The organism is Metamycoplasma alkalescens, from assembly GCF_900476125.1.
GTDB classification, from domain to species: Bacteria; Bacillota_I; Bacilli_A; order Mycoplasmatales; family Metamycoplasmataceae; genus Metamycoplasma; species Metamycoplasma alkalescens.
Genome location: NZ_LS991949.1, coordinates 66184 through 91772 on the forward strand (window position 1 = coordinate 66184; position 25589 = coordinate 91772).

The following is a 25589-nucleotide window of genomic DNA, read 5'->3' on the forward strand; positions in this document are numbered from 1 at the left end:
ATTTTAGAATTTGATGTTAATTTTTTAATTTTTTTTGATATCTTTGACTGAAGTATAATAAAAAGGAATATCAATTTCTTCAAGTTCTTTTCATTTATTGCCATAAATATTTCTTAAATAATTTTGATATTCAGCAATAACATTAATTTCCAAACCATCTTTTTCAAATTTAAGTAGTTGGTAATTTGTGTTTGTTAATCATTTTGCTAAAGAATTCTTATTTAAAAAGGGCGAACTAACAATAAAACCTTCATAATTTTCATCATATAAGTTTTCAAAAATATCTTTGTAATTAAGATTTTTTATTAAAGGTTTGAGCATTCTTGCAAGCCTAATTTTTTGATTGATTACTCCAATATTTGTTTTTTGCATTGAAGAATAAAATAAGGTAAATGCTTTGATTTTATTTTTTAAATTAAAAAATTTTTTGATTTTTTTAACTGTCGTGGGAATGATGATATTAATGTTTAAAAAAGGTATTTCTTGATTGATTAAATTAATATCATGGACAAATTTATTTTGTAGAGAAAAATAATCTGAATGTTTGACTGAGTCAAGAATCTTATTCGGAAATAATTCTTTTAATTTTTCATATGATTGAAAAGTCATAAAGACTTCATAATGATCAATATTATTTCAAAAATCAAGTTTATTAATACATGCTAATAAACTTAAATTATCTAAACTATATCATAAGGAATTATTGTTACAAATTTCAATAAATTCTCTCAAAATATTTTTTTTATTTTCAAAAATTTTTGTCATAAATATAAAAAAAATTATAAATGATATATTTAAAAAATCTTGATTAAATTAATGATTTAATCTTTCTTTTTTAAAATCAAAAAAATTATTGTTTTATTTTGGTTTTATAACCATCAAGTAAGATAAAATTAAAAAGTGGTAAAATATTTGTATTATATTTTTTAAATTACATTTAAACTTTTTAATAATTATTTTACATTATTCAAATAAAAAAATCTAAGTTGCTTGTTATTAAGGAGTTTTTGAAAGGAAATATATGTCTAAAAAAATGCAAAAAAATAAAACAAATGAACAAAAAACCAAAAGAAATAGGATTCTTTGAGGTACTTTTTGAGCAACAGCTATAGCTACTGCTATTGGAGCAGGAATTGGAATTCCGCTTGCGCAAGCATCAAAAGTGCTTCCAAAACCATCTCCAATTTTAAATCCGGATAGCCATATATATCGGATTCAAGACCCTTCAGGAAATAAAATCGATATCAATTATGGATCAATTGATAAAAACCCAGTTTTAGAAAATAAAAACAAACATATTTTTGAACAAATCAAAAAACATATTAGTAAATACTTATATGAACAAGAATATGAAGCTTCATTAAGATACCAAGCAATTTATAATGCCAATAAATCTAAAGCAGATGAAAAACAATTTGCTTTAGATTCTATTGAAAAAATTACTGAAAAAGTAAAAAAAGAATTGGACGATCTTAAAAAGCAATATCAAAAACAATTTGGTTTAGAAAAAAAATGGGAAGAAAAATTTTTAGAAGAGTTAGCTAAAGATAGTTGAGGAAAATCAAAAAATGAAGCCCAAGCTTTAGATTTTAAAATCAACAAAGAAATTGAAAAAAATGCTTATTTAAGATACAAAACTGAAGTAAATACTGATTGAACCTATTTGGAATTAAAAAATGGTGTCAAAGCAAATAAAAAAGTTTCTTACACAATAAAAGGTCAAGAAAAAGTTATTGCTAAAAAAGACGAAATTATAAATTTACAAAATGAGCTTAATATTAAAGAAAATGTTGATTATGTTTTACCAAAAGAAGATTCAATTGAAAATCAAGTTGATTCAAAAACATCAATTAAGATTCCAATTTTTGTCACAAAATCTTTTGTTAAAGAATTTAAAAATCCACAACGATTCATAAAACCATGATTAGATAAAAAACAAGCAATCTTATCTGAATTTGCTTTATCTACAAAACAAGATGAAACAGGATCAGAAAAACCATGAAAAGTTAAAAAAGACGAAATTATTAAATTATTAAAATTTTCAGCTTATGAAACAAAAGATAAAAAAACAGAAATTAAACTTGGTGTTGAAAAACTTAACGACTTTTCTGGTTTTAGTAATTTAATTAAGGAGCAAGAAATAAAGGAAGAAGATGAAATCAAAGCTAATAATGATAAATTATTAATTAATAATCTTTCTTCTGATACATCTAATGCAAATAAGTTTGGCTCAAAAGGGTTTATTAATTTAGAAAAAACAATTTCATCTGAAGATCCTTCTTCATATTTAAATTTATTATCAATAGTTTTAGGTGATGTTAAAAATGGTAACAATAATGTCAATAAATGAATATATAAGCATACTGAAAAAAATGACTTATTCACTACATTAAAAGAGAATCTAACAAAAGCTTTTGTAGAATCTAAATATTTTAAGGACTTTGAGAAACTTGATGTTTACAGCAAAATACTTGGTGAATTAAAAAAAGATATTTTTTCAAATGGTAAAAGTTCTTTAAAATTATCCGTTGTCAAAAATAAAAAAAATGGTGATTCTGAAATTCAAAAATATGCACAATACAATAATAAAATTGAAGAAATAATTAATAAATTTGATGAAAAAGATTTGGTTGATGTATTCGGTTCAGTTTTTAGAGATACATTTAGCAATGGTGTTGCTAGTAATAAAGCTAAGAAAAAAATTAATGCACTTTATAAAGTTGGAAATAATTTTGTTTCAGTTACATCAAAAGGAATACTAATCCAAAATGTTCATCAATTTAATAATGAAGACCAAGTTAGAAAATTAATTGTTAGAGATTTAGGAATAAAATCAAAAGCTAATTATAAAAGTTTATTTACCTCAGAATTATTTGATTTAACAACAATATTTTCTGAAGTTATTAACTCTAATGAATTTCAAATTAAAGATTTATTAGGTAATGAAGATTTTAAAAATCATATTAAGAATCAAAAATTTACTCCAATAGATTCAGATAAAGAAAAAGAATTTACTGACGAGGATATAAACGGAGCAATAAATTATATTTCTGCATTTGAAAAAACAAATAAGACATCAATTTTAAATAATAAATTGGATCAAATTGAAAAATTTGTTCAAAAGCAAGTTAATGACAACCTTATTGAAGATTTTAAATATGACTCAACTCAAAATAAAGTAACAATTGAATCACATAATGGCCGTGAAGCAGTTGATTATATTTTTGACACAATTGTTGAATATGTACTAAATGTAGAAATAAAAGAGAAAGGTAAGAGATAATTTATGAAAAAGAAAACAATAATAACAACTGCTTTATTATCTAGTCTTTTACCAATTACTTCAGTCATTTCAATTTCATGTAATAACCCAAATAGTAATAGCAAAAATGAGACTTCAGGATTTCAAGTTAATTTCTTAAAAGAACCTGCTTCAAAAAACCAAATTATTCAGCAACTTTTGGACACATATTTAAGTATTTTTTATGAAAGTGATTTAAAAGATATATCAGCTAATGATAATGATGAAAAAATTTTAAAAGCAATCGAAGATAAGAATTCAAAATTATACGCTGATTTGTATGATATATTTAAGCAATATGCTGCTAAAAAATTAGAAGAAAATCCCCAAATTTTTTGAAATTTAAAATTTGATTTTATTCGACTAAATATAGACGAAAAAGATTTTAAGCCTAGTCCAAAAGAAATTCCTAATGAAAAAGATTTTATTTTTATAATGAAAAATTCAAAACCTCTTCAACTAAATTGAAGATTGGAATTAGAAAAATTATTGATTTCTAAACTTTATTTATTAAAATCAAGAGAAGAATTTAAAAAACTTTCAAACAATGACAAAGGTCAAGATAAATATCAAGTTAGTTTAGATGCTGAAATTAAAAAAGAAGAAAAAAATAGCACTAAAAAAGATCTTTACAATGCATTGGATTTATCAAGTTCTAATTTATACCTAATTAAGTATTTAGTAGAAAATCCAATTATCCAAAAATGATCATTTACTGATAATCAGGATATGAATTTAAGAAATGGACATGCAAATGTCTCAACATTTGATGATTTTAATAATTTGGCTTCATATACATCTAGTGATAAGGTCAAATATAATTACAATCCAATCGCAAAACATAAAGAATTTATTATTGCTACAGGTAGTTCAGAAAAAACTAATTTAAAAGATTTAAGAGCATTTAAAGGAATTGAACAAAATAAAAATACTTCAGGTGACTTAGCTAATACATTAGCTGCAATAAAAAACACCAAATCTCCAATTTTTGGTTTTGTTAATCCAAATACAAATCAAGTTTGAGATCAAGACTATTTCAAATTTGCAGAAATATTAGAAAAAGAAAAAATTCTTCCTAAAATAAAACCAACAGCACAATTAAATGCAAAAGTTGGTAAAGAAGATCAACTAAAGAATTTTGATGCCAAAGATATTGAATTTGAGAGATTAACTAGAGATAATCAAAACGAAAAATTATTTACCAAAGAATTAACCCTTGAAAATGGAGAAAATAAAAAATATAAATTATTATTTGAAGTAAATGGTGATTTAGTATTTAGTAGCGGAACTAGTGGTAATTTAAGAGTTCCAATGCGTTTAAGTGTTGAAGGACTGGGTAAAAGACATTTTTATGACTTTAATGCAATTTTAAATTATGATGGCACAAAATTTGTAGTTGATGAGAGAGGTAACAACATTAATCTAGATAAGTTTCCAAAACAAATTAATATGATAAAAAATGGAACAATTGATGCTGCGTATGTTGTTAAAATTGCACCAATGTATATTTTAAAAGAAGTTGATGATGAAAAAGAACCAGGTAAAAAAGTTAATAAAGGCTTCTTAACTTTTGATCAAACACCATGAAATAATGAAACTGAACAAAGTAAAATTGCTAACCATATTATTGTTTCAAAAGGAAATGAGTTGTTTAGAGAAGCTAATAAGTATATATTAGATAATTTAGGGTTTAAATTAGTTGATTTACATCCAATTGTTTTAGACATATTTAAAGCGGAAGGAATATTATAATGGAGAAAGATATATTTCAAAGAATAATTGATAGAGAAATTCCAGCAACAATTCTTTATGAAGATGCAGATGTGATTGCTTTTTTAGATATTAAACCAGTGCAAAAAGGACATTTTTTAGTTGTTCACAAAGAATTTTCAAGAAATCTTTATGATATTGAAGAAAAAGATTTACTTAAATTAGTTTCAAAAGCACGTGAATTAGCTTTAGAATGAACTGAAAAACTTAATGCTGATGGATTTAAACTAACAATTAATAATAATGATGCTGCAGATCAAGCTGTTTTTAGAACACATATTCATATCATTCCATATTATGACTAAAACATTCTTGTAAAAAAATAGGAGAAAAAATATTCATGGAAAGAAAATATTCAGAACAAGAACAAGTGCGAAGAACAAAAGTGAATGAATTAGCTAAAAAAAATATTCGTGCTTTTAATTCAACAATTAAACCAACAATTTCTTCAAGAGAAATGATTGAATTATTTGAGAAAAAAAATCGTGAGGAAATTGATGCTCTTAAAAAAGATGTCATTTTTAATGGTAGAGTAATTACCCAAAGAGGACCTTTTTTAGTTTTACAAGATCGTTATGGCAATATGCAAATTTATGTTGACAAAAAAACATTGGACGAAATTTCAACTGAAGTTATTAAGCAACTAGATTTAGGCGATATTATTAGTGTTGAAGGACTTGTTTCAAAAACAAATACTGATGCATTAGTAATTAAAGCAAGAAAAATTACTTTATTAACAAAAGCACTAAAACCTCTTCCTGACAAATATCATGGATTAGTTGATTCTGAAGAAAGAAGAAGACATCGTTATGTTGACACAATCGTTAATGAAGAATCAAAGAAAACTTTTATTTTAAGAACACAAATCATTAAAGGGGTAAGAGAATTTTTTGATAATCTTGATTATTTAGAAGTTGATACCCCAGTGTTGCAACCAATTTTAGGTGGAGCAGCAGCAAGACCATTTATTACATTTTATAATGCTTTGAATCGCGATTTTTATTTACGAATTGCAACTGAGTTACCGCTGAAAAAATGTATTGTTGGTGGACTAGATCGTGTTTATGAAATTGGACGGATTTTTCGGAATGAAGGAGTTGATAGTACACACAATCCAGAATTTACTTCAATTGAATTTTATGAAGCATATTCTGATATGTGGGGAATGATGGAAAGAACAGAGGGTGTTTTTAAACATCTAACAAATAAACTAAAAATTGATAAAGTTAAATTTAATGGTTTTGATATCGAATTCAAATACCCATTTAAAAAAATTAATATGGTTGATGCTGTTTCAGAAAAAATTGGTGTTGATTTAAGAAAATTAAATGATGCACAAGCAATTGAATTAGCAAAAAAACATCATATTAAGGTTGAAAAATATTATAAATTAGGTCATGTTATCAATGATTTATTTGAAAAATATATTGAAGAAACATTGATTCAACCAACTTTTGTGTATGGTCATCCAATTGAAATTAGTCCCCTGGCATTTAAAGAATTAGATGATGAAAGATTTACCCAAAGAGCTGAGTTATTCATTGGAACAAAAGAATTTGCAAATATGTTTACAGAATTATCTGATCCAATTGATCAACTTCAAAGATTTGAATCGCAATTGGAAGAAAGAGAAAACGGTAATGAAGAAGCAAATGAAATTGATTGAGATTTTGTTAATGCTTTAGAATATGGGTTACCACCAACAGGTGGATGTGGTATTGGGATTGATCGTTTAATTATGTTATTAACACAAAATGATTCAATTAGAGATATTCTTTTATTCCCACAATTGAAAGATTTAAAATAATTAATAATCAAAATAAAAAATAGTCACTTTAGAAATTAAGAATGTGACTATTTTTTATTTTATTGTTGCTAATTAGATTTTGGGTGGTAGAAAAGGAGTTATTGTCCATGATTCACCACTTATGTATTTTGAGGATTTCTTTGCTTTGATATGAATTGAACCAGTTTTTTCTTCTTCTGCTTTTTTAAAATCAAATATCTCAAATTCATCTTTGTTTAATATATCAATGTTTATTTTTTCAGCAATTGCTTTTAAAATAGATTCTTCTGTCAAAATTGGATATTTGTCAAATACATCTGTTCAATTAATTGAATCTAATGGAAATTTTTTAATTTCTTCATTTAATTGTTCTTCATTCTTTTCAGATGAATCAGATTGATTTTCTTGCTTATTTATTTTCTTATTTTGGTTTTCTTTTTGTGGTTTATCTTTTGGAAATTTTTCTTCTTGATGATTATTTGTTTTATTATCTTTCAGAAGTTTTGGAATAATGATATTTATTTGACCAATTAAATATTTAGATTTTTTGGTTGTAGTAATCTCAATTAAACCTTGTTTTTCAATTTCTGCCTTTTTAATTTTAATATCAAGATCTTTTTCAAACTCAAGTTCTTTGATGGCAGTTTTTGAAATTAAAGTTTTTAAAATTTCTTCTTTTTTAATTTGATTTGAAGGATTTATTTATAAATTTAATTTCGAAATATCAATCTTTTGTTTTTTGTTATCATCTTGCTTTTGATTATTGCAAGAAATTGCAATCAAAGGTAACAAAGATATTGGCAATAAAATACTTGTGATTATTTTTATTTTTTTTCATTTGTAATTTTTACTCATATTTTTTTAAAAAGAATATTCAAATTTTTGTCTAATATTTTATTCCTAAATTTTTCTTTTAAATTTTAAAAAAAATGATTTTTAAATATAATTAATTTTGATTATATGCAAAATAAAACTTTTACATTACAAATCAAAGAAGAAATTATTAATCGTCCACTTAAAAAACAAGAAAAACTAAATTTATTAAGTGGAATTTTTGCAACTGCAAAAATTGAAAATAAGTTTGCAAAATTAATATTTAATAATAAAGATTTATTTGAATTTGTAAAAAATCTTTTGCAAGAATTTAATATTTCTTTTAGACAAAATCATAAAAATGATTTTTTAATTGACATTGCAACATTTGAAAATCAAAAACTAAAATTTGAAAGAGATTATTTTTCAGGAATATTTCTAGCAAGTGGTTCAATTTCAAACTTTGAAAGTTTGTCAAACCATTTAGAATTAAAATTTTATGATTTTAACAAAGCACTAGAATGCTTAATGACACTAAACAAATACAATTTAGAATTTAAACTTTTAAAAAGAAATAATAAATATTTAATTTATTTAAAAAAAATTGAAAATATTTGTGATTTTTTAAAAGCAATTGAAGCTATTAATTCTTATTATCAATTAGAAGAATATAAGATCTCAAGAGATTATTATAATAATATTAATCGAATTACAAATTTTGATATTTATAACCAACAACGAATTGCAAATTCAAATACTTTATTTTTAGAAAATTATGATTTTGTGATGAAAAATAAATTAAGTAATTTATTTAAAAAAGAAGAATTAGATTTTTTTAAAATCAAAAAAAATAATTTAGATTGTAGTTTATCTGAATTAGTTATTTTGCTAGAAAAAAATAATATTAAAAAATCACGTTCATCTTTAAACCATACACTAATAAAATTAAAAAATAAAGTTAACAAATACAAAGCAAAAAAACAATAATTAATTTGAATAATTTTTCTTTGATGCAATATTTAATAAGAAATTTAAAAATTTTGTAATAAAAATTTTTTATTCGATATAATAATAACCATAGCAACCATAACGAAGGGGCCCACCTGATTCCATTCCGAACTCAGCAGTTAAGACCTTCAGTGCCGACGATACCATAAGGGAAAATAGGTCGTTGCTCTTTTTTTTATTTTATTTTTATTTCAATTTAAGATTATTTTTTATTTCTTTTTCTAGTTTAAATGCCTTTATAATATAATTTAAATTAATTTTTATTTATTAGGAGTAATTTTAGAAATATGGAAAAAATTTTAGTTATTAATGCAGGTTCAAGTTCAATTAAATGAACATTATTCAATCAAGATTTAAAAATTGAAGCTAAAGGAATAGCTCAGCGAATTAAAATGCAAGAAGGCATTTTAACTTTGGATTATATGGGTAAAAAAACTGATACTTCTATGCCGCTTCCTTCTTTTTTAGAAACTGTTAAACAACTAGTTAAACAATGAAAAGATCATAATATTATTGCTGATTTTAAAGAAATAAACAAAGTTTCATTTCGGATTGTAAATGGTGGACCGAATTTGCAAAAAACAACAATTATTAGTCCCAAAGCACTGGAATGATTAAAAAGTTCAATTGATTTAGCACCAATTCATAATCCTGGCGCAATTGCTGCGATTGAAGCTTTTCAACAACTTTTACCGCATGCAAAAATGTCAATGCATTTTGATACTTCATTTCATCAAACACTACCAAAGAAAGCTTATACATATCCAATAAATAAAAAAATAACAGATGATCTAAATATTCGAAAATATGGTTTTCATGGATTAAATCATCATTACATTACCCTAAAATGTCAAGAAATATTCAACAAAAAAAATGTCAATATTGTTAATTTACATATTGGTAATGGCGCTAGTTTATGCGCAATTAAAAATAGTCAATCAATTGATACAAGCATGGGATTTACTCCATTAGCTGGAGTGATGATGGGAACAAGAAGTGGTGATATTGATGCTTCAATTATTCCTTACATCATGAAACATAAAAATATGAGCATTGAAGAGGCATTTGCAATGTTGAATGAACAATCAGGAATGTTGGGAGTGTCTGGAATTTCATCAGATTTAAGGGATGTTCAAGAATTTAAAAATAAAAACCCTCAAGCTGATTTTGCTCTTGATTTATATGCCCAAAAAATTGCTGATTATTTAGTTTTATATCTAAACAAAATAAATGATAAAATTGATGCAATTGTTTTTACTGCTGGAGTTGGTGAAAATGATAATGACATGCGTCAAGCAGTAATTGACAAAATTAACTTAGTAAACTTAGAGATTGATGCGCAAAAAAATCAAGATCGAAATTTCAAAGATTATAAATTAATATCTTCAGAAAAAAGTCAAATCCCAATTTATGTAATTCGGGCAGATGAAGAATTATTTATTGCCAAAGAAGCAATCAATTTGTAAATCTAATTCCAATTTAAAATCAATGAAAAAATCAATAATGTATATTGAGATCTAAATTATTTAGTGCCAATATGCATTATTTTTTTATAATTTTGGAAAGATTTTGCTTGAATTAACTTATAAATAAATTCATTTTTTTGTTGTATAATACAAAACTAAAGTAAAGTTAAAGAAAGGAGGTTTATTAAATGCTTAGACTTTTTAAATATATGAGTAATAAACTAAAAATGCTTTCTTTGTTAACAATTGTTTTTACAATTGTTCAGGTTATTGCTTTTTTGTTTATTCCGATTTTTATTGGGCAAATTACCTCATTAATTTCTCAAAAAATATTTTTAAAAGCAAATAATATTCCATTTGAAACATTTACTTCAAGTGTTCGAATTTTAAGAATGTTTACAGTCGAAGGAACAATTCCTGAAAGTCTAAAGTATTTTTCAATTTATTTTGCTATTGCTTTAATTATTGGTTCATCATCAACTTTATTTGGTTCAATTCTTGGATCATATGTTTCAGTTGCAGGGGCAAAACAAATTCGCGAAAAACTTTGAAATCATTTAGGAACTTTATCGCAAAAAGATATTGAATTTTTTAGTCATGCCAAAATTATGACAAGATTTACAATTGATGTTACAAGAATTCAATTTGGAATAAATGTTTTTTTAAGATTAAGTATTGTAGGACCTTTTAATTTAATTTTTGGATTAGTTTTTGCATTATTAACAGATATGAAACTTTCAGTTACACTTGGAGTTTTAATTCCGGCTTTAATGCTTACAATGATTATTTCAAGTATTATTGTTGTTCCTTATTTTGTTAAAGAACAAAGAATGTATGAACAACTAAATAATGAATCACAAGAAAGCATTCTTGGAATCAAGGTTATTAAATCATACAATTTAGAAAATCTTCAAAATAATAAATTCGAAGATAAAAATTGAAAATGAAATAAGTTATCAAAAAGATCTTGAAATGCTTACAATTTAACATTTGCTTTTGTTAATTTATTTGCCAATGTTACAACGGCTTTAATTTTATTAGTTGCAGGTTATTTTATCCGAAGAGATAGCACTGGTTCAATTTTAGAAGATGCAAATAAGTATAAAGAAACAATTTCAAGTGCTTCAACATTTATAAATTATGTTGTTTATATTACAGTTGGAGTAATTATGTCAACTTTTGTGATTTATTCATTGGTTAGATCAATGATTTCAGGGAAAAAAATCAATGAAATTTTTAAAACAAAACCAGATATTGAATATGTTGTTTCAGATAAAAAAATTGAAAATGGCCATATAAATTTCAATCATGTCTCATTTCGTTATTATAATGATTCAGAAAAAAACGTTTTAGAAGATATTACATTTGAAGCAAAACCGGGTGAAACAATTGGAATTATTGGTCCAACTGGCTCTGGTAAAAGTACAATTGCAAAATTACTAAGTCTTGATTTCAAAGCCTCACATGGTTCAATCAAAATTGATGGGCATGATATTAAAGAAATTGATACAAAATCAATTCATCAAACAATTGCCCATGTATACCAAAAGCCAGCTTTATTAAGTGGAAGTGTTCGTTCAAATTTATTGATGGCAAAACCAAATGCTAGTGATGAAGAATTAATTTATAGTATTAAAGCAGCTTGTGCTTATGACTTTGTTTTTAAATTAAAAGATAATTTGGATGCTGAAATTCAAGCTAAAGGAGCAAATTTATCTGGTGGACAAAAACAAAGACTATCAATTGCGCAAGGAATTATTAAAAAACCAAAAATTCTTATTTTGGATGATTCAACTTCTGCTTTAGATGCAAATACTGAATCAGAAATCAAAAAAAATCTAAAAAAATTAAATATCGACAATTTTGTCACAATTATTATTGCCCAAAAAATTTCATCAATCATGGATGCTGACAAAATTTTAGTTTTAGAAAAAGGAAAGGTGATTGATTCAGGACAACATCTTGATTTAATGCGCCGTTGTGCTTTGTATTCTGAGATTGCTAAAACCCAATTAGGAGAAGAAAATGTATAATTTAGATCCATTTAAAACTAAATTTGAACCAAACCTAACAAAAAAAGAAAAAAAAGCAATTAAAAGACAACAAAGACATCTTAAATGAGATAGTTTTAAAAAATTAATTCATTATTTAAACTTCAAAAAAGGTATGGCTTTTTGGATTGTTTTTAGTGCAATTTTAGCTGGAGCTTGTTTAACTTTTGGGACTTATTTAATTGGGTATATTACAGATAACTTTTTAAGTTTTGATTTTTTATTAGGAAATAATAAGCAAAATTTTGACCCCTTTAAATTTTTTGGATATTTTGCGCTGTTAATTACGCTTTATATTCTAGAACAAATTCTTTCTTATATTTCAAACACATTGTCAGTTGAAGCTGGTGTTTTATCATCGGCAATTATCCGGCATGATGCTTATAAATCAATTATGAAAATGCCTGTTTCTTTTTTTGATGCAGTAAGTGCAGGGGAATTGATGTCAATTCTAACAAATGATGTCGAAAACGTTGCTAATGGATTGGCTGGAAATCTAAACGTAATTATTTCAACAGTTTCAGTTACAGTCTTTTCATTTGGTTTCATGTTTTATTATTCAGCTTATTTATCACTAATAACATTAGTTTTATTCCCACTTTCATTGACAATGATTTTTATTTTGATAAAAAAATCAATGCCTCAGTTTGAAAAACAACAAAAACATATTGCAAAGTTAAATGGTTTTATTGAAGAAAATCTTGCCGCACATCACTTGATTAAAAGTTTGGATTTTAATTCTCAAATTAATGATCAATTTAGTAATAAGAACAAAAAACTTTATAAATCATCGCTAAAAGCAACAATTTATACCGGATTAATGTGACCATATGGTAATGTTGTGATCAATTTATTGCAATTAGTTGTTGTGATAACTGCTTCAGCTTTTGTCACAGCTGGAATTGGAACTGGTTCAAATAAGGAATTTACTCCCGGAATTTTAATGTCATTTGTTTTATATATAAGAATTATGTCAAGTAATGTTGTGCGGGTGTTTGAAAATATTTCGCAAGTTCAAATGATGATGGTTTCAGCAACTCGATTATTTAATTTAATTGCTCTAAAACCTGAAATTGATGAAGAAAAATTAGGTGTTATTGATCATGAAATTAAAGGTGAAGTAACATTTAATAATATTAATTTCTCATATCTAAAAAACCCAAATGATTTGCAATTAAAAAATGCATCATTTAAAGCTAAAAAAGGACAAGTTTTTGCTTTTGTTGGTCCAACGGGGGCAGGAAAAACAACAATCATTAATTTACTAAGTAAATTTTATATTCCAGATAGTGGTGAAATTTTGATTGATAATTACAAATCATCAGAAGTAAATGAAAAATCATGAAGAAACCAAATTTCAATTGTTTTACAAGATACATTTTTGTTTAAAGATACAATTATGGAAAATTTAAGATATGCAAATTTAGAAGCAACCGATGATGAAATTATTGAAGCTTCAAGAATTACACATGCTGATGAATTTATTCAACAACTTGAAAATGGTTATAATGAAGTAATTGAAGAAGGTGGTGCTAATTTATCACAAGGTGAAAGACAATTACTTGCAATCACGCGGGCAATTATTGCAAATAAAAATATTTTAATTCTTGATGAGGCAACTTCAAATATTGATACAAGAACAGAAAAAATTATTCAAAATGCAATTATGAAATTAATGAAAAATAAAACTTCATTTATCATTGCGCATCGTTTATCAACAATTGTTAATGCTGATTGTATTTTTGTGATTAAGGATGGCCAAATCATTGAAAGTGGTACACATAAAGAATTACTTGCAAAAAAAGGTTTTTATGAAAAAATGTATCACTCAGCTTTTTCTGAAGATTAAAATTTTTAACATTAAAAAAAGACCAGGGTATAAACTTGGTCTTTTTAATTGTTTATTTATGGTATTTAAGATTTTTTTTAATTGCTAAGCCCCGATAAATTTGTTCAATTAACATTAATCGAAACATTTGATGCGGAAATGTCATTTTTGAAAAAGCAATTTTTTCTTTAAATTTATTTTCAATCACACCATTTGAACCACCGATGATAAATGTTAAATTATCTTCGACAAATAAGTCTGAAAATTCTTCACTTGACATTTGTTTACCTTCTAGGGATAAATAAAAAACTTTGGAATTTTTAGGAATTTTTTTTAAAATCTCTTTTGTTTCTTTAGCGATTTTTATTTCAATATTATCATTGACAACTTCTTTGATTTCAATTAAATTTATCGTGGCAAAAAAATTAATTTTTTTTAGATATGAATCATAGATTTTTTGATGGTTGGAACTAAGAGTTCCAACTGCAATAATGTTTATTTTCATACTTTAGTTATTTTTTATTATTTAAATAATACATTAGCATTTGAATATCAGCTGGATTAATACCACTAATCCGTGTTGCTTGCCCAATTGTAGTTGGGCGGATTTGTTGCAGCTTTTGTCTTGCTTCAGTTGCTAGATTTTGCACTAGCGAATAATCAAGATCAACTGGTAATTTAAAATTTTCAAGCCGCATGATTTTTTCCGCAGCACTTTCTTGTTTTTTTAAGTAACCAAATAGTCGAACTTGGGTTGTAATTTCATTGATATAAGGATAATTTTTACCTAAAATATCTTTTGGTTCAACCTCAGGGTTTGAAAGTAGTTTTAAATAAGATTGACCATTTTGCACATTATATTTAATTCCTAATTGCGATTTAGATGAAACAAATTTATTTTTTAACTCTTCGATTTTTTCTTGAATATTCTTATATTTATTTTTTACTTGATTGAATTCTTCTTCAGAAATCATCTTGTTCTCAAAAGCATATTTTGCAAGTCTTTCATCAACATTATCATTTCTTAATAATAAGCGATACTCAGCACGACTTGTTAGCATCCGATATGGTTCAGAAGTTCCTTTTGTGACAATGTCATCAATTAAAACGCCAATATAACCATCACTTCTTTTAATTTCCATGACTGGTAAACCTTGAATTTTGTTTGCGGCATTAATTCCGGCAATTAATCCTTGAGCTGCTGCTTCTTCATATCCACTGGTTCCATTTGGTTGACCAGCAGAAAAGAAGTTTTCAATTAATTTTGTTTCTAGTGATTTATACAAAATTAATGGATTAATTGCATCATATTCAATCGCATAACCATATTTTTGCACTCTTGCATTTTCAAGACCAGGCACAGATTTAATGATTTCATCCTGCACATCGGCTGGCATTGATGTTGATAAGCCATTGATGTACATAATATCGCCTTTAGCAGTTTCGGGTTCAAAGAAGACATGATGTGTTTCTTTATCTTGGAAACGCACAATTTTATCTTCAATGCTTGGGCAATATCTTGGACCAACACCAACAATAACACCTGAATACAACGAACTTTTATCAAGATTTTTTAAAATGATTTCTTTTGTTTTTTTGGTTGTATGCGTTAAAAAGCAAGAAGTTTGTTCATCAAGTTTGATATTAGTTTTTGATGAAAAACAAAGTTCTGTTTTATCCAAAATTTCTTTTTCAACTTTTGAAAAATCAATACTATCCGTATAAATCCGACAAGGAGTTCCTGTTTTTAGCCTTTGTAACTCAAAACCATATTTTACTAAATTTCCTGAAAGTGTGGAACTATTTTTTTCGCCATCAGGACCATCATTTTTAATATCAAGTCCTCTTAGGATTCTTGAGTTCATATATACACCTGTTGTCATGATAACAGCCTTGGCATATAAATCACCATGTTTTAATGTCTTGATTCCAAGACATTTTTTGTTTTCAACAATTAAATCAGCAGTTTCATCTTCAATTAGGGTAATATTTTTTTCTTTTTTAGCAGCATCTAAAATTATTTCTGAATATTTTTCTTTGTCAATTTGCGCTCTTAATGATCAAACAGCAGGACCTTTTGATGTATTTAACATCTTAATTTGGATCATTGCCATATCAGCAAAAATGCCTTGTACTCCACCAAGGGCATCAATTTCCCGTGTAATAATTCCTTTTGCTGATCCACCAATTGATGGGTTGCATGGCAGCATTGCAAGTTTTTTGATATTTAAAGTTACTAATGCAACTTTTAAATTTCTTTTTGCAAGGGCAAAAACTGCTTCAATTCCAGCGTGTCCGCCACCAATGACAATGGCATCAAAATTTGTATGATTCATTTTTATTTGATTTCTTTTAAAATTTTTTCAATTCGTGCTGCTTCAGGTTCAACTGTATCAATTAAAAACACTAATTCTGGTAGTTTTTTGTATTTTCAACTTTTCGCAACAACTGAACGAATAAAAGGTGTCATTGAGGTGACTTTTTTAAAGTATCTTTCTTTATCTTTAAATAAAGTAATGAATACTTTTGCGTGTGAGCCATCATTTGACAAAATTACATCATTAATCGCAATGTTTGCAACATCAAAATCTTTTAAATCATAAAAACTATTTCCAATTAATTCTAATAATAATTGTTTTTTTCTTTCGTGAATAATTGCATTCATATTAAACTAACACATCCTCATAAAATTTTAATTCGTCATCTAACTCTATTTTATCAAAATCCTTAATATGGGTACCAAAATCAAAACCTTTTTCCACAACTTTGACATCATTTTTTTCAATTTTTAGTGAACTTATCATTCCTTTAAAAATACTTTTATTTTTTCTAAAAACTTCAACCTTACAAAATTCTTTAGCTAAACCTTCTAACATTTTACATCCAGCAATTGTTCCAACTTTTGAATAAAAGAATAATTTGATAACTTTTGCTAAACCAATTTGTTTTTCTTCATAAACAGGTTCTTTTAAAGTATTAATAATTGCTTGAATTTCTTCAATAATTTTGTAAATGATGTTGTGTGACATAATTTTAATTTGTTTTGATTCGGCAATCTTTTTAATTTCAGCTGAAGCATTAATATTAAACAAGTATATTCTTGAATTTGAGGTTTCAGCTAATAATAAATCAGCTTTTGTTAATTCCCCAGCTGTTGCACGAATAACATTAATATTAATTTCATCATTTTTAATTTTCAAAATTGCTTGCTTAATTGCCTCAGCAGTACCTTGAACATCGGTTTTAATAATAATATTTAGTGTTTTTTTACCATCTTTAATTGAGAAGGAATTTCTTTCACTTAATTCCTTTTGCTTGTTAATAAATGATTTTTCTTCTGCTAATTTTTTAGCAAATTTTTCATCGCTAACGACAATGAATCTATCACCTGAAAGAGGACTTTTGTGCAACCCTGTAATAATACATGGTTCACCTGGTAAAACTTTTTGTAGTGGTTTACCATCAACTGACATTAGGCTTCGAATGTTACCATATTCACCGCCCGCAATAATGAAATCTCTTGGTAATAAAGTTCCATTTTCAACAATGACTGTGGCAACAATTCCTCTTCCTTTATCAATTTTTGATTCAATGACTGTTCCAAAAGCATCACGGTTTAAATTAGCTTTTAGTTCTAATAAATCAGCTTGTAAAAATACTGCTTCTAATAAATCATCAATATTTTTTTCCTGGGCAGCAGAACCATAAATGAATTGGGTATCTCCCCCTCATTCTTCACAAACAATGTTATGATCACTTAATTGACTTTTAATTTTTTCAGGATCAGCACCCGGTTTATCCATTTTATTAACAAAAATAATAATTGGTAGTTCAGCTGATCGTGCATGATCAATTGCTTCAATTGTTTGGGGTTTAACACCATCATCAGCCGCAACAACAATGATAACAATATCAGTTATTTTTGCTCCTCTTGATCGCATTTCTGTAAATGCTTCATGTCCTGGTGTATCTAAGAAAGTGATTTTTCTTTCTTTATATTCGACTTGATAAGCGCCAGTGTGTTGGGTAATACCGCCAAATTCTGAAGCTAAAATATTACTGTTACGAATTTTATCAATTAATGTTGTTTTTCCATGATCAACATGTCCCATAATTGTAACAATTGGTGGGCGTGAAAATAAATCATTTGGATCATCAACAATTTCCAATTTATCAAATAAATTTTCTGCATCAACATTTTCTTCTTTTTTGAAATCCAAGTTATAAAGTAAACAAAGTTCAGCAATTTCTTCTTCATTTAAAAAAGTATTAATTGTTTTCATAATCCCTTTTTTAAAAAAGTAAGTCAAAATTTTTGCTGCTGTTTGATTAATTTTGGAACTAAATTCAGCAATCGTTAAAGGTCCACTAAAAATAAATACATTATCTTGGATTTTTGTTTCAACTTTATTTAATTTTCCTTTGATAATTTCTACATTGGAAGCTCGTTTGTTGTTTTTTTGTTTAGCCATATTTCCACCTCTTTTCATAATTTTTCGTATATTTCTTGGTCAATATTTTGTCTAAAGGCTTTATTTAATAAATGTTTTTTAAACAGGATATTAATTTGTTCTAAATTGTCTAAACAATATGTTCCTCTGCCTTTTAATTCTATATCTGGATCAAAATAAAATTCATTATTTATTTTTGCAAATCGTACTAGTTTTTGGATTGGATAAATTTTTCCATCAACAATTGATTTGCGTGTGTATTTTTTATCAATCTTCATCATCTAAATCGCTTAAATCAAGATTTTCTAACCCAGCACTTAAATCAGCATCTTTTTTAAAGTCTTTCATTTTTGTTGAAGTAATCTTTTCATAATCAGCTTCAATTTTTTCTTTGCTTTTGTTTTCTTTTTTAGTTACATCTTCTGAATAAACATCAAAATCATCATCTTCATTTTCTTTCGAATAATTCAATTCATTTTGAATTTCATACAATGCTTTTTCAATTTCTTCATCAATATTTGCATCATAAAATTGTCTTTCAAAAACCTTTTCGGTTTGTTGTGCTTTTTGTCTTAGTTCAGCTAAATCTTCATCAAATTCAGAAATATTAAATGAATAATCAGGTGCACTATATGGTCTTCTTTGAGTTTTTGCAAATGGTTTAAGATTTAGTTTTTTGCCCTCATATCTTAGTTTTGATTCTTCTTCAGAAATATTCGCATTTTCAAATGAATATTGAATTCCCATTTGGTCAGCTTGTGCTTGACTAATGATATCTAAACGAGTTTTTGTTAATTCGGATGCTAATCTAACATTTTGGCCTTTTTTGCCAATTGCCAATGTATGTTGTGCATTTGGGACAACGACAATAAAACTATTGAATTGTGGTGTTGAATCTTTTTTGTGAATGATATCAATTACTCTTGAAGGACTAATTGCATTCATGACAAATTTTTTCTTATCTTCATCATATAAAACAACATCAATTTTTTCATGGTTTAATTGTCTTGATATTGCATCAATTCGGTCTGAGTTTCGACCAATGATTGAACCTAATTCCTCAAGACCAAAAGGTGCTAATTCAGTTTTCTTGACTGCAACTTTTGCTCTTTCACCAGGAATTCTTACAATTTTAACAAGTTCAATATAACCGGCTGCAACTTCAGGAATTTCTTGTTCAAATAATTTGTTAAGAAGTTTTGATTCAACTGAAGAAACAATAACTTGAGCATTTTTTGATTCTTGTTTAACTTCTTCAATATAAACATCTAATAGATCACCTGGTCTTAGGTTTGCTAATAAACGTAGGTTGCTTGTTGATGATGGCATATAAGCAACAACACCATCATACAATTCCATTAGTGTTCCTGATTTTGTCATGTTTGTAATTTTTGCTTTGACAACACTACCGATTAAATTAATGTATTTTTCATATGTCATTTGTTTTTCAAGTTCCCGAATTTGTTGGTTAAAAATACTTAAAATTTTTTGGTAATCTTTTTTAGCAAAGCGTTCAAAATCAATTTCAGCAGAAATTAAATCACCTTCCTCAATTGAAGGATCAATTTTTTTAGCTTCTTCAATGGTGATTTCAATGCATGGACAAAAGTTATCTTTTTCATCATCTGTTTCAGGTTTAGCAGTGACAATCTTTGTGTGATTAATAACTTTGAAATCACGATTTTCTTTGTCAATAATAAATTCAAGTTCCGCATCGGGATCATATTGACCTAAGATAACTTGTTCAACAGCGCCTCTAAGAAGTTTAATTACAATTTCTTCATCAATCTTTTTTATTTGTGAAACGTTGTAAATTGCATTAAAGATTTCATTAGATTTTGTTGCCATATTACTAGGTTTCATGCTCATTTTTTCTCCTTAATAATTTCTTATACTTTATCAAAAAAGAATTGGGAAGATCCCAACTCCTTTTAATTCATCAATTAAAAATAGTATGTAATAATTTTATCATTTTTAAAACAAATATTTAAATTTAAGTATTTTTAGATATTTAGATAATCGATTTTATCAAATAATTTTTCCTTGAATTTTTTTATTTGTTTGATCAATGTCAATAATTTTGATATTTAAGTTATCCCCAATTGAAACTAATTCACTTGGATGAATAATGAATTGGTCATCTGATTTTTTCATATTTCGAATGTGGATTAAAACATTTTCTTTCAAACCAATATATGCAAAAATTCCAAAATTTGTGATGTTTTGAACTTGACCAATGATTTCTTGCCCAATTTGAATATCTTCAAATTTTAAAATCTTTTCATTGACAATGAATCCCATTTTGTCATCTCTAATATCTTTCCCAGGAGCAATTAATGAATCAATAATTAGATTGATATCATATTCACTTGCATCCAATTTTTTTGCTAGTTCTTGTTTATCAACATTTTGAAGTTTTTCTTTATCAATTGATTGAAGATTAATCTTCAAAGTTTTTACAACTTGATCAGCTAAATCATATAAATCAGGATGAATATTTGTTTTATCATAAAAGTTTTCTGAGTCATAAATTCTTAAAAAACCTGCTGATTGTTCGTATGCTTTAGTGCCTAATCCCTTAACATTTTTTAATTCATCTCTTGATTTAAACAAGCCATTTTCATTCCGGTAATCAACAATGTTTTGAGCAATGTTTTTTGAAAGACCTGAAACATATTCTAAAATGTATTTTGTTGCTGTGTTTAAATCAACTCCAACCATGTTAACAACTTTTTCAACTTTAAATGAAAGCTTATTTGCTAATTCTTTTTGATTGACGTCATGTTGATATTGTCCAACACCTAATGATTTTGGATCAATTTTGATTAATTCATTTAGTGGGTCTTGGAACTTTCTTCCAATATTAATTGCTGAACGATATTCTAAATCAAAGTCTGGAAATTCTTCGTGTGCAATTTTTGAAGCTGAATAAACTGAGGCGCCAACTTCACTAACAATTGCAAATTTGGTATTTAGATTTTGATTATTACTTCTTCTTGATTTTAGTAATTTATCAATAAATTCTTCACTTTCACGACTCGCTGTTCCATTACCAATAACAACTAAATCAACAGGATATTTATTTAGCATTTCATGAACTTTTTTAACACCTTCAAGAAATTTTTCTTTTGAACCTGCAAAAGGATAAATAATAAAACCATCTAAGTAATTGCCATTTGCATCAATCATAACACATTTACAACCATTGGCATATCCAGGATCAATTGCTAAAATATTTTTGTTTTTGGTTGCAGGTGATAACAATAAATCTTCAAGATTTTTTGAAAAAATTTCAATTGCTTCAGCTTCAGCTCGTTTAAATAAATCAGTTTTAATTTCCCGAATGATTGATGGAAAAATTAATCGGTCTAAGGCATCCTTAATTGCTTCATTGACAATTTTTGCAGTTCTTCGATTGATAAAGAATTTGTTATTTAAATAATAAATTACAACTTTTTCATTGTATTCAATTGTGTAAGATAAAATCTTTTTTTCCTCGCCCCGCGAGATTGCTAAGATCCGATGATTTGGAATTGATTTGACTTTTTCAAAATAATCATAATATTGTTTAAATGTTTCTTTTTCATCCTCAGTATTTTTTTTCTTGGTAACAATAAAACCATAATTCATTAACTGGTCTTTAACATATTCCCGAACATGAATATCTTGAGAAATATTTTGAGCAATAATGAATTTAGTTTGTTCAAGAACTTGATCAATGTTTTTTAATGTATCATTGTTAACGTATTTTGCTGCTTCTTTGTAAACATTGAATGTTTCATCTTTGTTTGTCATGATCAAATCAGCTAGCGGTCCTAGTCCTAATGCTAATGCTTCTGTTGCTTTAGTTTTTTTACCAACTTTGAATGGTTCATAAATATTTTCAATTTCTTGTTTGGTTTCAACAGTGGCAATTTTTTTTGCAATTTCTTCAGTTAATAAACCCTTTTCTTCTAAAATTGACTTAACATATTCTTTTCTTTTTAAAAGTTCAACATCATATTCGTATAGTTCATTAATTTTAGAAACTTGTTCTTCATCAAGTCCACCAGTTTGTTGTTTTCTATAACGTGAAATAAAAGGAATTGTTGCACCTTCATTTAATAATTTTAGAGTTTCTGATACTTGCATTTCATTAATGTTTAGCTTTTTAGCTACATTTTTTATTGATAAATCGCTCATAATTTTGTCCTATCATTTGAAATCAATTATTTCGTTTTTTTCAAGATAAATAAAATAACTTCTTTAATGTTTCCTATCACAATAAAAAAGTGTTTCATATTTAATTATACTATTATAATTTAATTTAGAAAAATCTTATTTTTCTAATTAATGTGTTTATGAAGCGAGGTTTAGGGATGAAAAAAATTGGTTTAATTGCAGAATTTAATCCGTTTCATAATGGTCATATTTATTTAATTAATCAAATTAAAAAAAAATATCCAGATGCAAAACTTATTGTTGCGCTTTCATCCAATTACACACAACGTGGTGAAATTGCTTGCGCTTCATTTCAAAAAAGAAAAAGAATTTGTAAGAAATATGGTGTTGATCAGGTTATTAAGTTAGATTTTCAAACCTCAACACAAGCCGCTCATATCTTTGCAAAAAATGCAATTAAAAAATTAATCAAAAAAAAGATTGATCTATTAGTTTTTGGTGCATCTGATTCAGATGATATAAATAAATATCTTAATGCGGCAAAAAAACTTAAAAACAATCAAGTAATTTATGATCAAAATGTTAAAAAAATTTTAAAAACTGGTCGCTCATTTATTTTTGCTTGTTATGAATCACTAAAATTATTTTTGAAAGAAGAAGAAATTCCACAAGATATTTTAGGATTTGAATACACAAAATTTATCATCAATAATACCTTAGAGATTAAACTAGATTGCATCAAAAGAACAGTTTCACATGCATCAAATGAAGTTTCATTAGTTTATGCTTCAGGAACTAAACTTCGAGAAATGATCAAAAATAATCAAGATATATCTTTATATTCACCTATGAGTATAACAAAAATTAAAAGAATCGAAGATACTTATAAAAAATTTCAAAAAATTGTTAAAAAAATTGATGCAAAAAAATTAGCAAATATTATGCTTGTTTCCGAAGGAATGGAAAATTTATTTAAAAAAAATATCGCTGCAAATTCATACGATGAATTTATAGAATTATGCACTTCAAAAAGATATAGTGCTTCAAGAATTAAGCGTGTATATTTATATGTTTTAAAAAAAGTTTATAAAAAAAGACAATTATGAAAATAAAAGTCTTTATTTTGCAATTGATCAAATTGTAAAAATTATTGCTGACAAAATAGCAGGGATAAATAAACTTAAAAATATTTTTCAAACATTGCTTTTTTTGTTTTGCTTATTTGAATTCTTGTTTGTAAAATTAATTTGTTTATTTTTTTGTAATTGATTAAGATCTTTTTCATTGCCCAAAGGAAGATTATCATATTTCAAAAAGGCTTTTATTTCTTTGAATAATTTTTGATTTTTTTCAATGTTTCAACCAATTTTTTCATTATCTTTGTTTGAACTTAAAATTGAATCAACTTTTTTCTTTGAATTTAAATTCAATAATTTTAGACATTGAAAATATTCATTTTTGAATGGTTTTACAAGCTTAGCAACATTTTTCTTTTTCTGTGATTGATATTCGATATTTGAATATATATCATTCAATTCAGGAATAATAAATTTGAATATTGTCTCATTTAAATAATTAGTTTTTTTAAAAATTTTAATATGTAAAACAAGACGCTCTAAAAGATTACAATAAACCAATTTATCAAATGGTTGATATTGTGGATGGTGTATAATTGCTTGATTGTTTGATAAAAATCCATTTTCATTTTCATCAATATGATGAACATAAAGTCCTTGGTTTGCTTTTTTAAAATCATTGTTTACAGAAATTAAATTATTTCCTAAAATATAAAAATAATTGCCTGGAACAAATCCATATTTATCTAATAAATATTCAATGCACTCTTCATAATCCGAATTTAATAATTTTATAATTTCAGCCATTAATTTAAATTATATTACATCAATAAAAAATCAAGGTCAAATATTGCATAACCTTGATTTTTTTGAATGTTTTATATTGAATTTTATTGATTTCAATTTTATTTATAAACTTTTAAATTCTTCAGTTGCTTCAATCAATGCAGTTGCTATTTTTTCTTCTTTTGAAGAATGCCCTCCTGTGACAATTTGCAATTTTGAATTTGGAAGATTTTTATGCAATAAGTATGCTCCTTCAGGACGGCAAATTAAATCATATCGTCCATGAACAATAATAGTTGGGATGTTTTTAATTTTTGCAATATTTTTTAAAATATAATTATCTTCCAAGAAAATATGGTTAATGAAATAATGGTTTTCAATTCTTGCAAGTTCTAGATTTGCTTTGTTATCCATTAAAATTGTTTCAATGTCAGGAAGTTGTTCAATTGCAACGGCTCCAAGTTCTCATTTTGCTCAATGATATGCAGCTTTGTAGGCAATGTCAATGTCATTGCTATTTAAGTACTTATGATATGCCTTAATTAAATCATTTCTTTCTTCGGGTAAAACAAATGAAGAAAATTCATCAAATGCTTCTGGCATAAAAAAAGAGGTTCCTTTTTGGTATAAAAATTCATTGTCTTCATCACGACCTAAAAAAATTCCCCGAAGAATTAATCCTTTAGTAGCATTAGGATAATTGATTGCATAGATTAAACTTAAACATGACCCTCATGATCCTCCAAATAAAATTCATTTTTCAATATTTAAATGAATTCTTAAAGCTTCAATATCATTTACCAAATCAAGTGTAGTATTTTGCTTAATTTCAGCTGATGGAAGTGATTTGCCACATCCTCTTTGATCAAAAAGAATAATTCGGTAATGTTTTGGATCAAAATATTGGCGACTTGATTCAGAAATTCCTCCACCCGGACCACCATGCACAAACAAAATTGGACTACCCTTTGGATTGCCAACTTCTTCATAATAAATTTGATGAATATCACTTACTTTTAAATATCCTTTTTTGTATGGTTCAATTGGATCAAACATTTTTTTCTCCTTAATATAAATTATTTAAGTTTTTTA

Annotated in this window: 21 protein-coding genes and 1 rRNA gene; 10 read left to right on the top strand and 12 right to left on the bottom strand. The window is 26.1% G+C overall.

Annotated elements, in window-relative coordinates; all coding sequences use genetic code 4:
• Positions 1–24: 24 nt before the first annotated feature.
• A complete protein-coding gene (locus D2845_RS05895; protein ID WP_110858154.1) occupies positions 25–765 on the bottom strand; it encodes a LicD family protein in 741 nt (246 codons plus the stop codon).
• 256 nt (positions 766–1021) lie between these two features.
• Here D2845_RS05895 and D2845_RS05900 point away from each other — a divergent pair, with 256 nt between their 5' ends.
• Genes D2845_RS05900 through lysS form a run of 4 tightly spaced genes read left to right on the top strand, consistent with a single transcriptional unit; the run spans position 1022 to position 6878 of the window.
• The gene (locus D2845_RS05900; protein ID WP_110858153.1) at positions 1022–3283 is read left to right on the top strand and encodes a HinT-interacting membrane complex protein P80; all 2262 of its coding nucleotides are present in this window, start codon (positions 1022–1024) and stop codon (positions 3281–3283) included.
• A 3-nt stretch (positions 3284–3286) separates the two neighbouring features.
• Positions 3287–5053, top strand: a complete 1767-nt coding sequence (locus tag D2845_RS05905) for a HinT-interacting membrane complex lipoprotein P60 (protein ID WP_110858152.1) — start codon at positions 3287–3289, stop codon at positions 5051–5053.
• Positions 5053–5376, top strand: coding sequence for a histidine triad protein HinT (gene hinT, locus D2845_RS00280; RefSeq protein ID WP_002881309.1), 324 nt, complete (start codon positions 5053–5055; stop codon positions 5374–5376). The genes D2845_RS05905 and hinT overlap by 1 nt, the downstream gene beginning before the upstream one ends.
• Positions 5377–5411: 35 nt before the next feature.
• Positions 5412–6878 (top strand): lysine--tRNA ligase, encoded by a 1467-nt coding sequence (gene lysS / locus D2845_RS00285; protein WP_110858151.1) that lies wholly within the window; start codon positions 5412–5414, stop codon positions 6876–6878.
• A 72-nt stretch (positions 6879–6950) separates the two neighbouring features.
• Here the strand turns inward: lysS and D2845_RS06970 are convergent, their stop codons facing one another.
• Both D2845_RS06970 and D2845_RS06975 read right to left on the bottom strand, forming a co-directional pair.
• Positions 6951–7151 (bottom strand): hypothetical protein, encoded by a 201-nt coding sequence (locus D2845_RS06970; RefSeq protein ID WP_241853830.1) that lies wholly within the window; start codon positions 7149–7151, stop codon positions 6951–6953.
• Positions 7152–7559: 408 nt separating this feature from the next.
• Positions 7560–7712 carry a variable surface lipoprotein gene (locus tag D2845_RS06975; protein ID WP_420811653.1) on the bottom strand — a complete coding sequence of 51 codons (153 nt, stop codon included), beginning with the start codon at positions 7710–7712 and terminating at the stop codon, positions 7560–7562.
• 105 nt (positions 7713–7817) lie between these two features.
• On the opposite strand from D2845_RS06975, the gene whiA reads away from it, so the two are divergent.
• From whiA to D2845_RS00315, 5 genes are all read left to right on the top strand, one after another.
• A complete protein-coding gene (whiA, locus tag D2845_RS00295) occupies positions 7818–8657 on the top strand; it encodes a DNA-binding protein WhiA (RefSeq protein ID WP_002881301.1) in 840 nt (279 codons plus the stop codon).
• 89 nt (positions 8658–8746) lie between these two features.
• Positions 8747–8850 (top strand): 5S ribosomal RNA (gene rrf / locus D2845_RS00300).
• A 115-nt stretch (positions 8851–8965) separates the two neighbouring features.
• Positions 8966–10144, top strand: a complete 1179-nt coding sequence (locus tag D2845_RS00305; RefSeq protein ID WP_110858149.1) for an acetate/propionate family kinase — start codon at positions 8966–8968, stop codon at positions 10142–10144.
• Positions 10145–10332: 188 nt separating this feature from the next.
• Positions 10333–12177 carry an ABC transporter ATP-binding protein gene (locus tag D2845_RS05915; RefSeq protein WP_110858148.1) on the top strand — a complete coding sequence of 615 codons (1845 nt, stop codon included), beginning with the start codon at positions 10333–10335 and terminating at the stop codon, positions 12175–12177.
• Positions 12170–14044: an ABC transporter ATP-binding protein gene (locus D2845_RS00315; RefSeq protein ID WP_110858147.1), complete on the top strand. Its 1875-nt coding sequence runs from the start codon at positions 12170–12172 to the stop codon at positions 14042–14044. Before D2845_RS05915 ends, D2845_RS00315 begins: the two co-directional genes overlap by 8 nt.
• A 52-nt stretch (positions 14045–14096) precedes the next feature.
• Here the strand turns inward: D2845_RS00315 and D2845_RS00320 are convergent, their stop codons facing one another.
• From D2845_RS00320 to D2845_RS00350, 7 genes are all read right to left on the bottom strand, one after another.
• Complete coding sequence (locus tag D2845_RS00320; RefSeq protein WP_110858146.1) at positions 14097–14528, bottom strand: 23S rRNA (pseudouridine(1915)-N(3))-methyltransferase RlmH; 432 nt, start codon at positions 14526–14528, stop codon at positions 14097–14099.
• Positions 14529–14535: 7 nt separating this feature from the next.
• Positions 14536–16359 carry a tRNA uridine-5-carboxymethylaminomethyl(34) synthesis enzyme MnmG gene (gene mnmG, locus D2845_RS00325; protein WP_110858145.1) on the bottom strand — a complete coding sequence of 608 codons (1824 nt, stop codon included), beginning with the start codon at positions 16357–16359 and terminating at the stop codon, positions 14536–14538.
• A 2-nt stretch (positions 16360–16361) separates the two neighbouring features.
• A complete protein-coding gene (gene rbfA / locus D2845_RS00330; protein ID WP_110858144.1) occupies positions 16362–16688 on the bottom strand; it encodes a 30S ribosome-binding factor RbfA in 327 nt (108 codons plus the stop codon).
• Between the two features lies 1 nt (position 16689).
• Positions 16690–18495, bottom strand: a complete 1806-nt coding sequence (gene infB / locus D2845_RS05920) for a translation initiation factor IF-2 (protein WP_002881289.1) — start codon at positions 18493–18495, stop codon at positions 16690–16692.
• Positions 18456–18755: a YlxR family protein gene (locus tag D2845_RS00340; RefSeq protein ID WP_002881286.1), complete on the bottom strand. Its 300-nt coding sequence runs from the start codon at positions 18753–18755 to the stop codon at positions 18456–18458. Before D2845_RS00340 ends, infB begins: the two co-directional genes overlap by 40 nt.
• Positions 18739–20337 carry a transcription termination factor NusA gene (nusA, locus tag D2845_RS00345; protein ID WP_231992784.1) on the bottom strand — a complete coding sequence of 533 codons (1599 nt, stop codon included), beginning with the start codon at positions 20335–20337 and terminating at the stop codon, positions 18739–18741. Before nusA ends, D2845_RS00340 begins: the two co-directional genes overlap by 17 nt.
• A 162-nt stretch (positions 20338–20499) precedes the next feature.
• Positions 20500–22656: a helix-hairpin-helix domain-containing protein gene (locus tag D2845_RS00350; protein WP_110858142.1), complete on the bottom strand. Its 2157-nt coding sequence runs from the start codon at positions 22654–22656 to the stop codon at positions 20500–20502.
• Between the two features lie 176 nt (positions 22657–22832).
• Here D2845_RS00350 and D2845_RS00355 point away from each other — a divergent pair, with 176 nt between their 5' ends.
• Positions 22833–23747, top strand: coding sequence for a nucleotidyltransferase (locus D2845_RS00355; RefSeq protein WP_110858141.1), 915 nt, complete (start codon positions 22833–22835; stop codon positions 23745–23747).
• Positions 23748–23753: 6 nt separating this feature from the next.
• Here the strand turns inward: D2845_RS00355 and D2845_RS00360 are convergent, their stop codons facing one another.
• Both D2845_RS00360 and pip read right to left on the bottom strand, forming a co-directional pair.
• Positions 23754–24518: an SAV1803-related protein gene (locus D2845_RS00360; protein ID WP_110858140.1), complete on the bottom strand. Its 765-nt coding sequence runs from the start codon at positions 24516–24518 to the stop codon at positions 23754–23756.
• Positions 24519–24620: 102 nt separating this feature from the next.
• Positions 24621–25553, bottom strand: a complete 933-nt coding sequence (pip, locus tag D2845_RS05925) for a prolyl aminopeptidase (RefSeq protein ID WP_002881277.1) — start codon at positions 25551–25553, stop codon at positions 24621–24623.
• Positions 25554–25589: the final 36 nt, after the last annotated feature.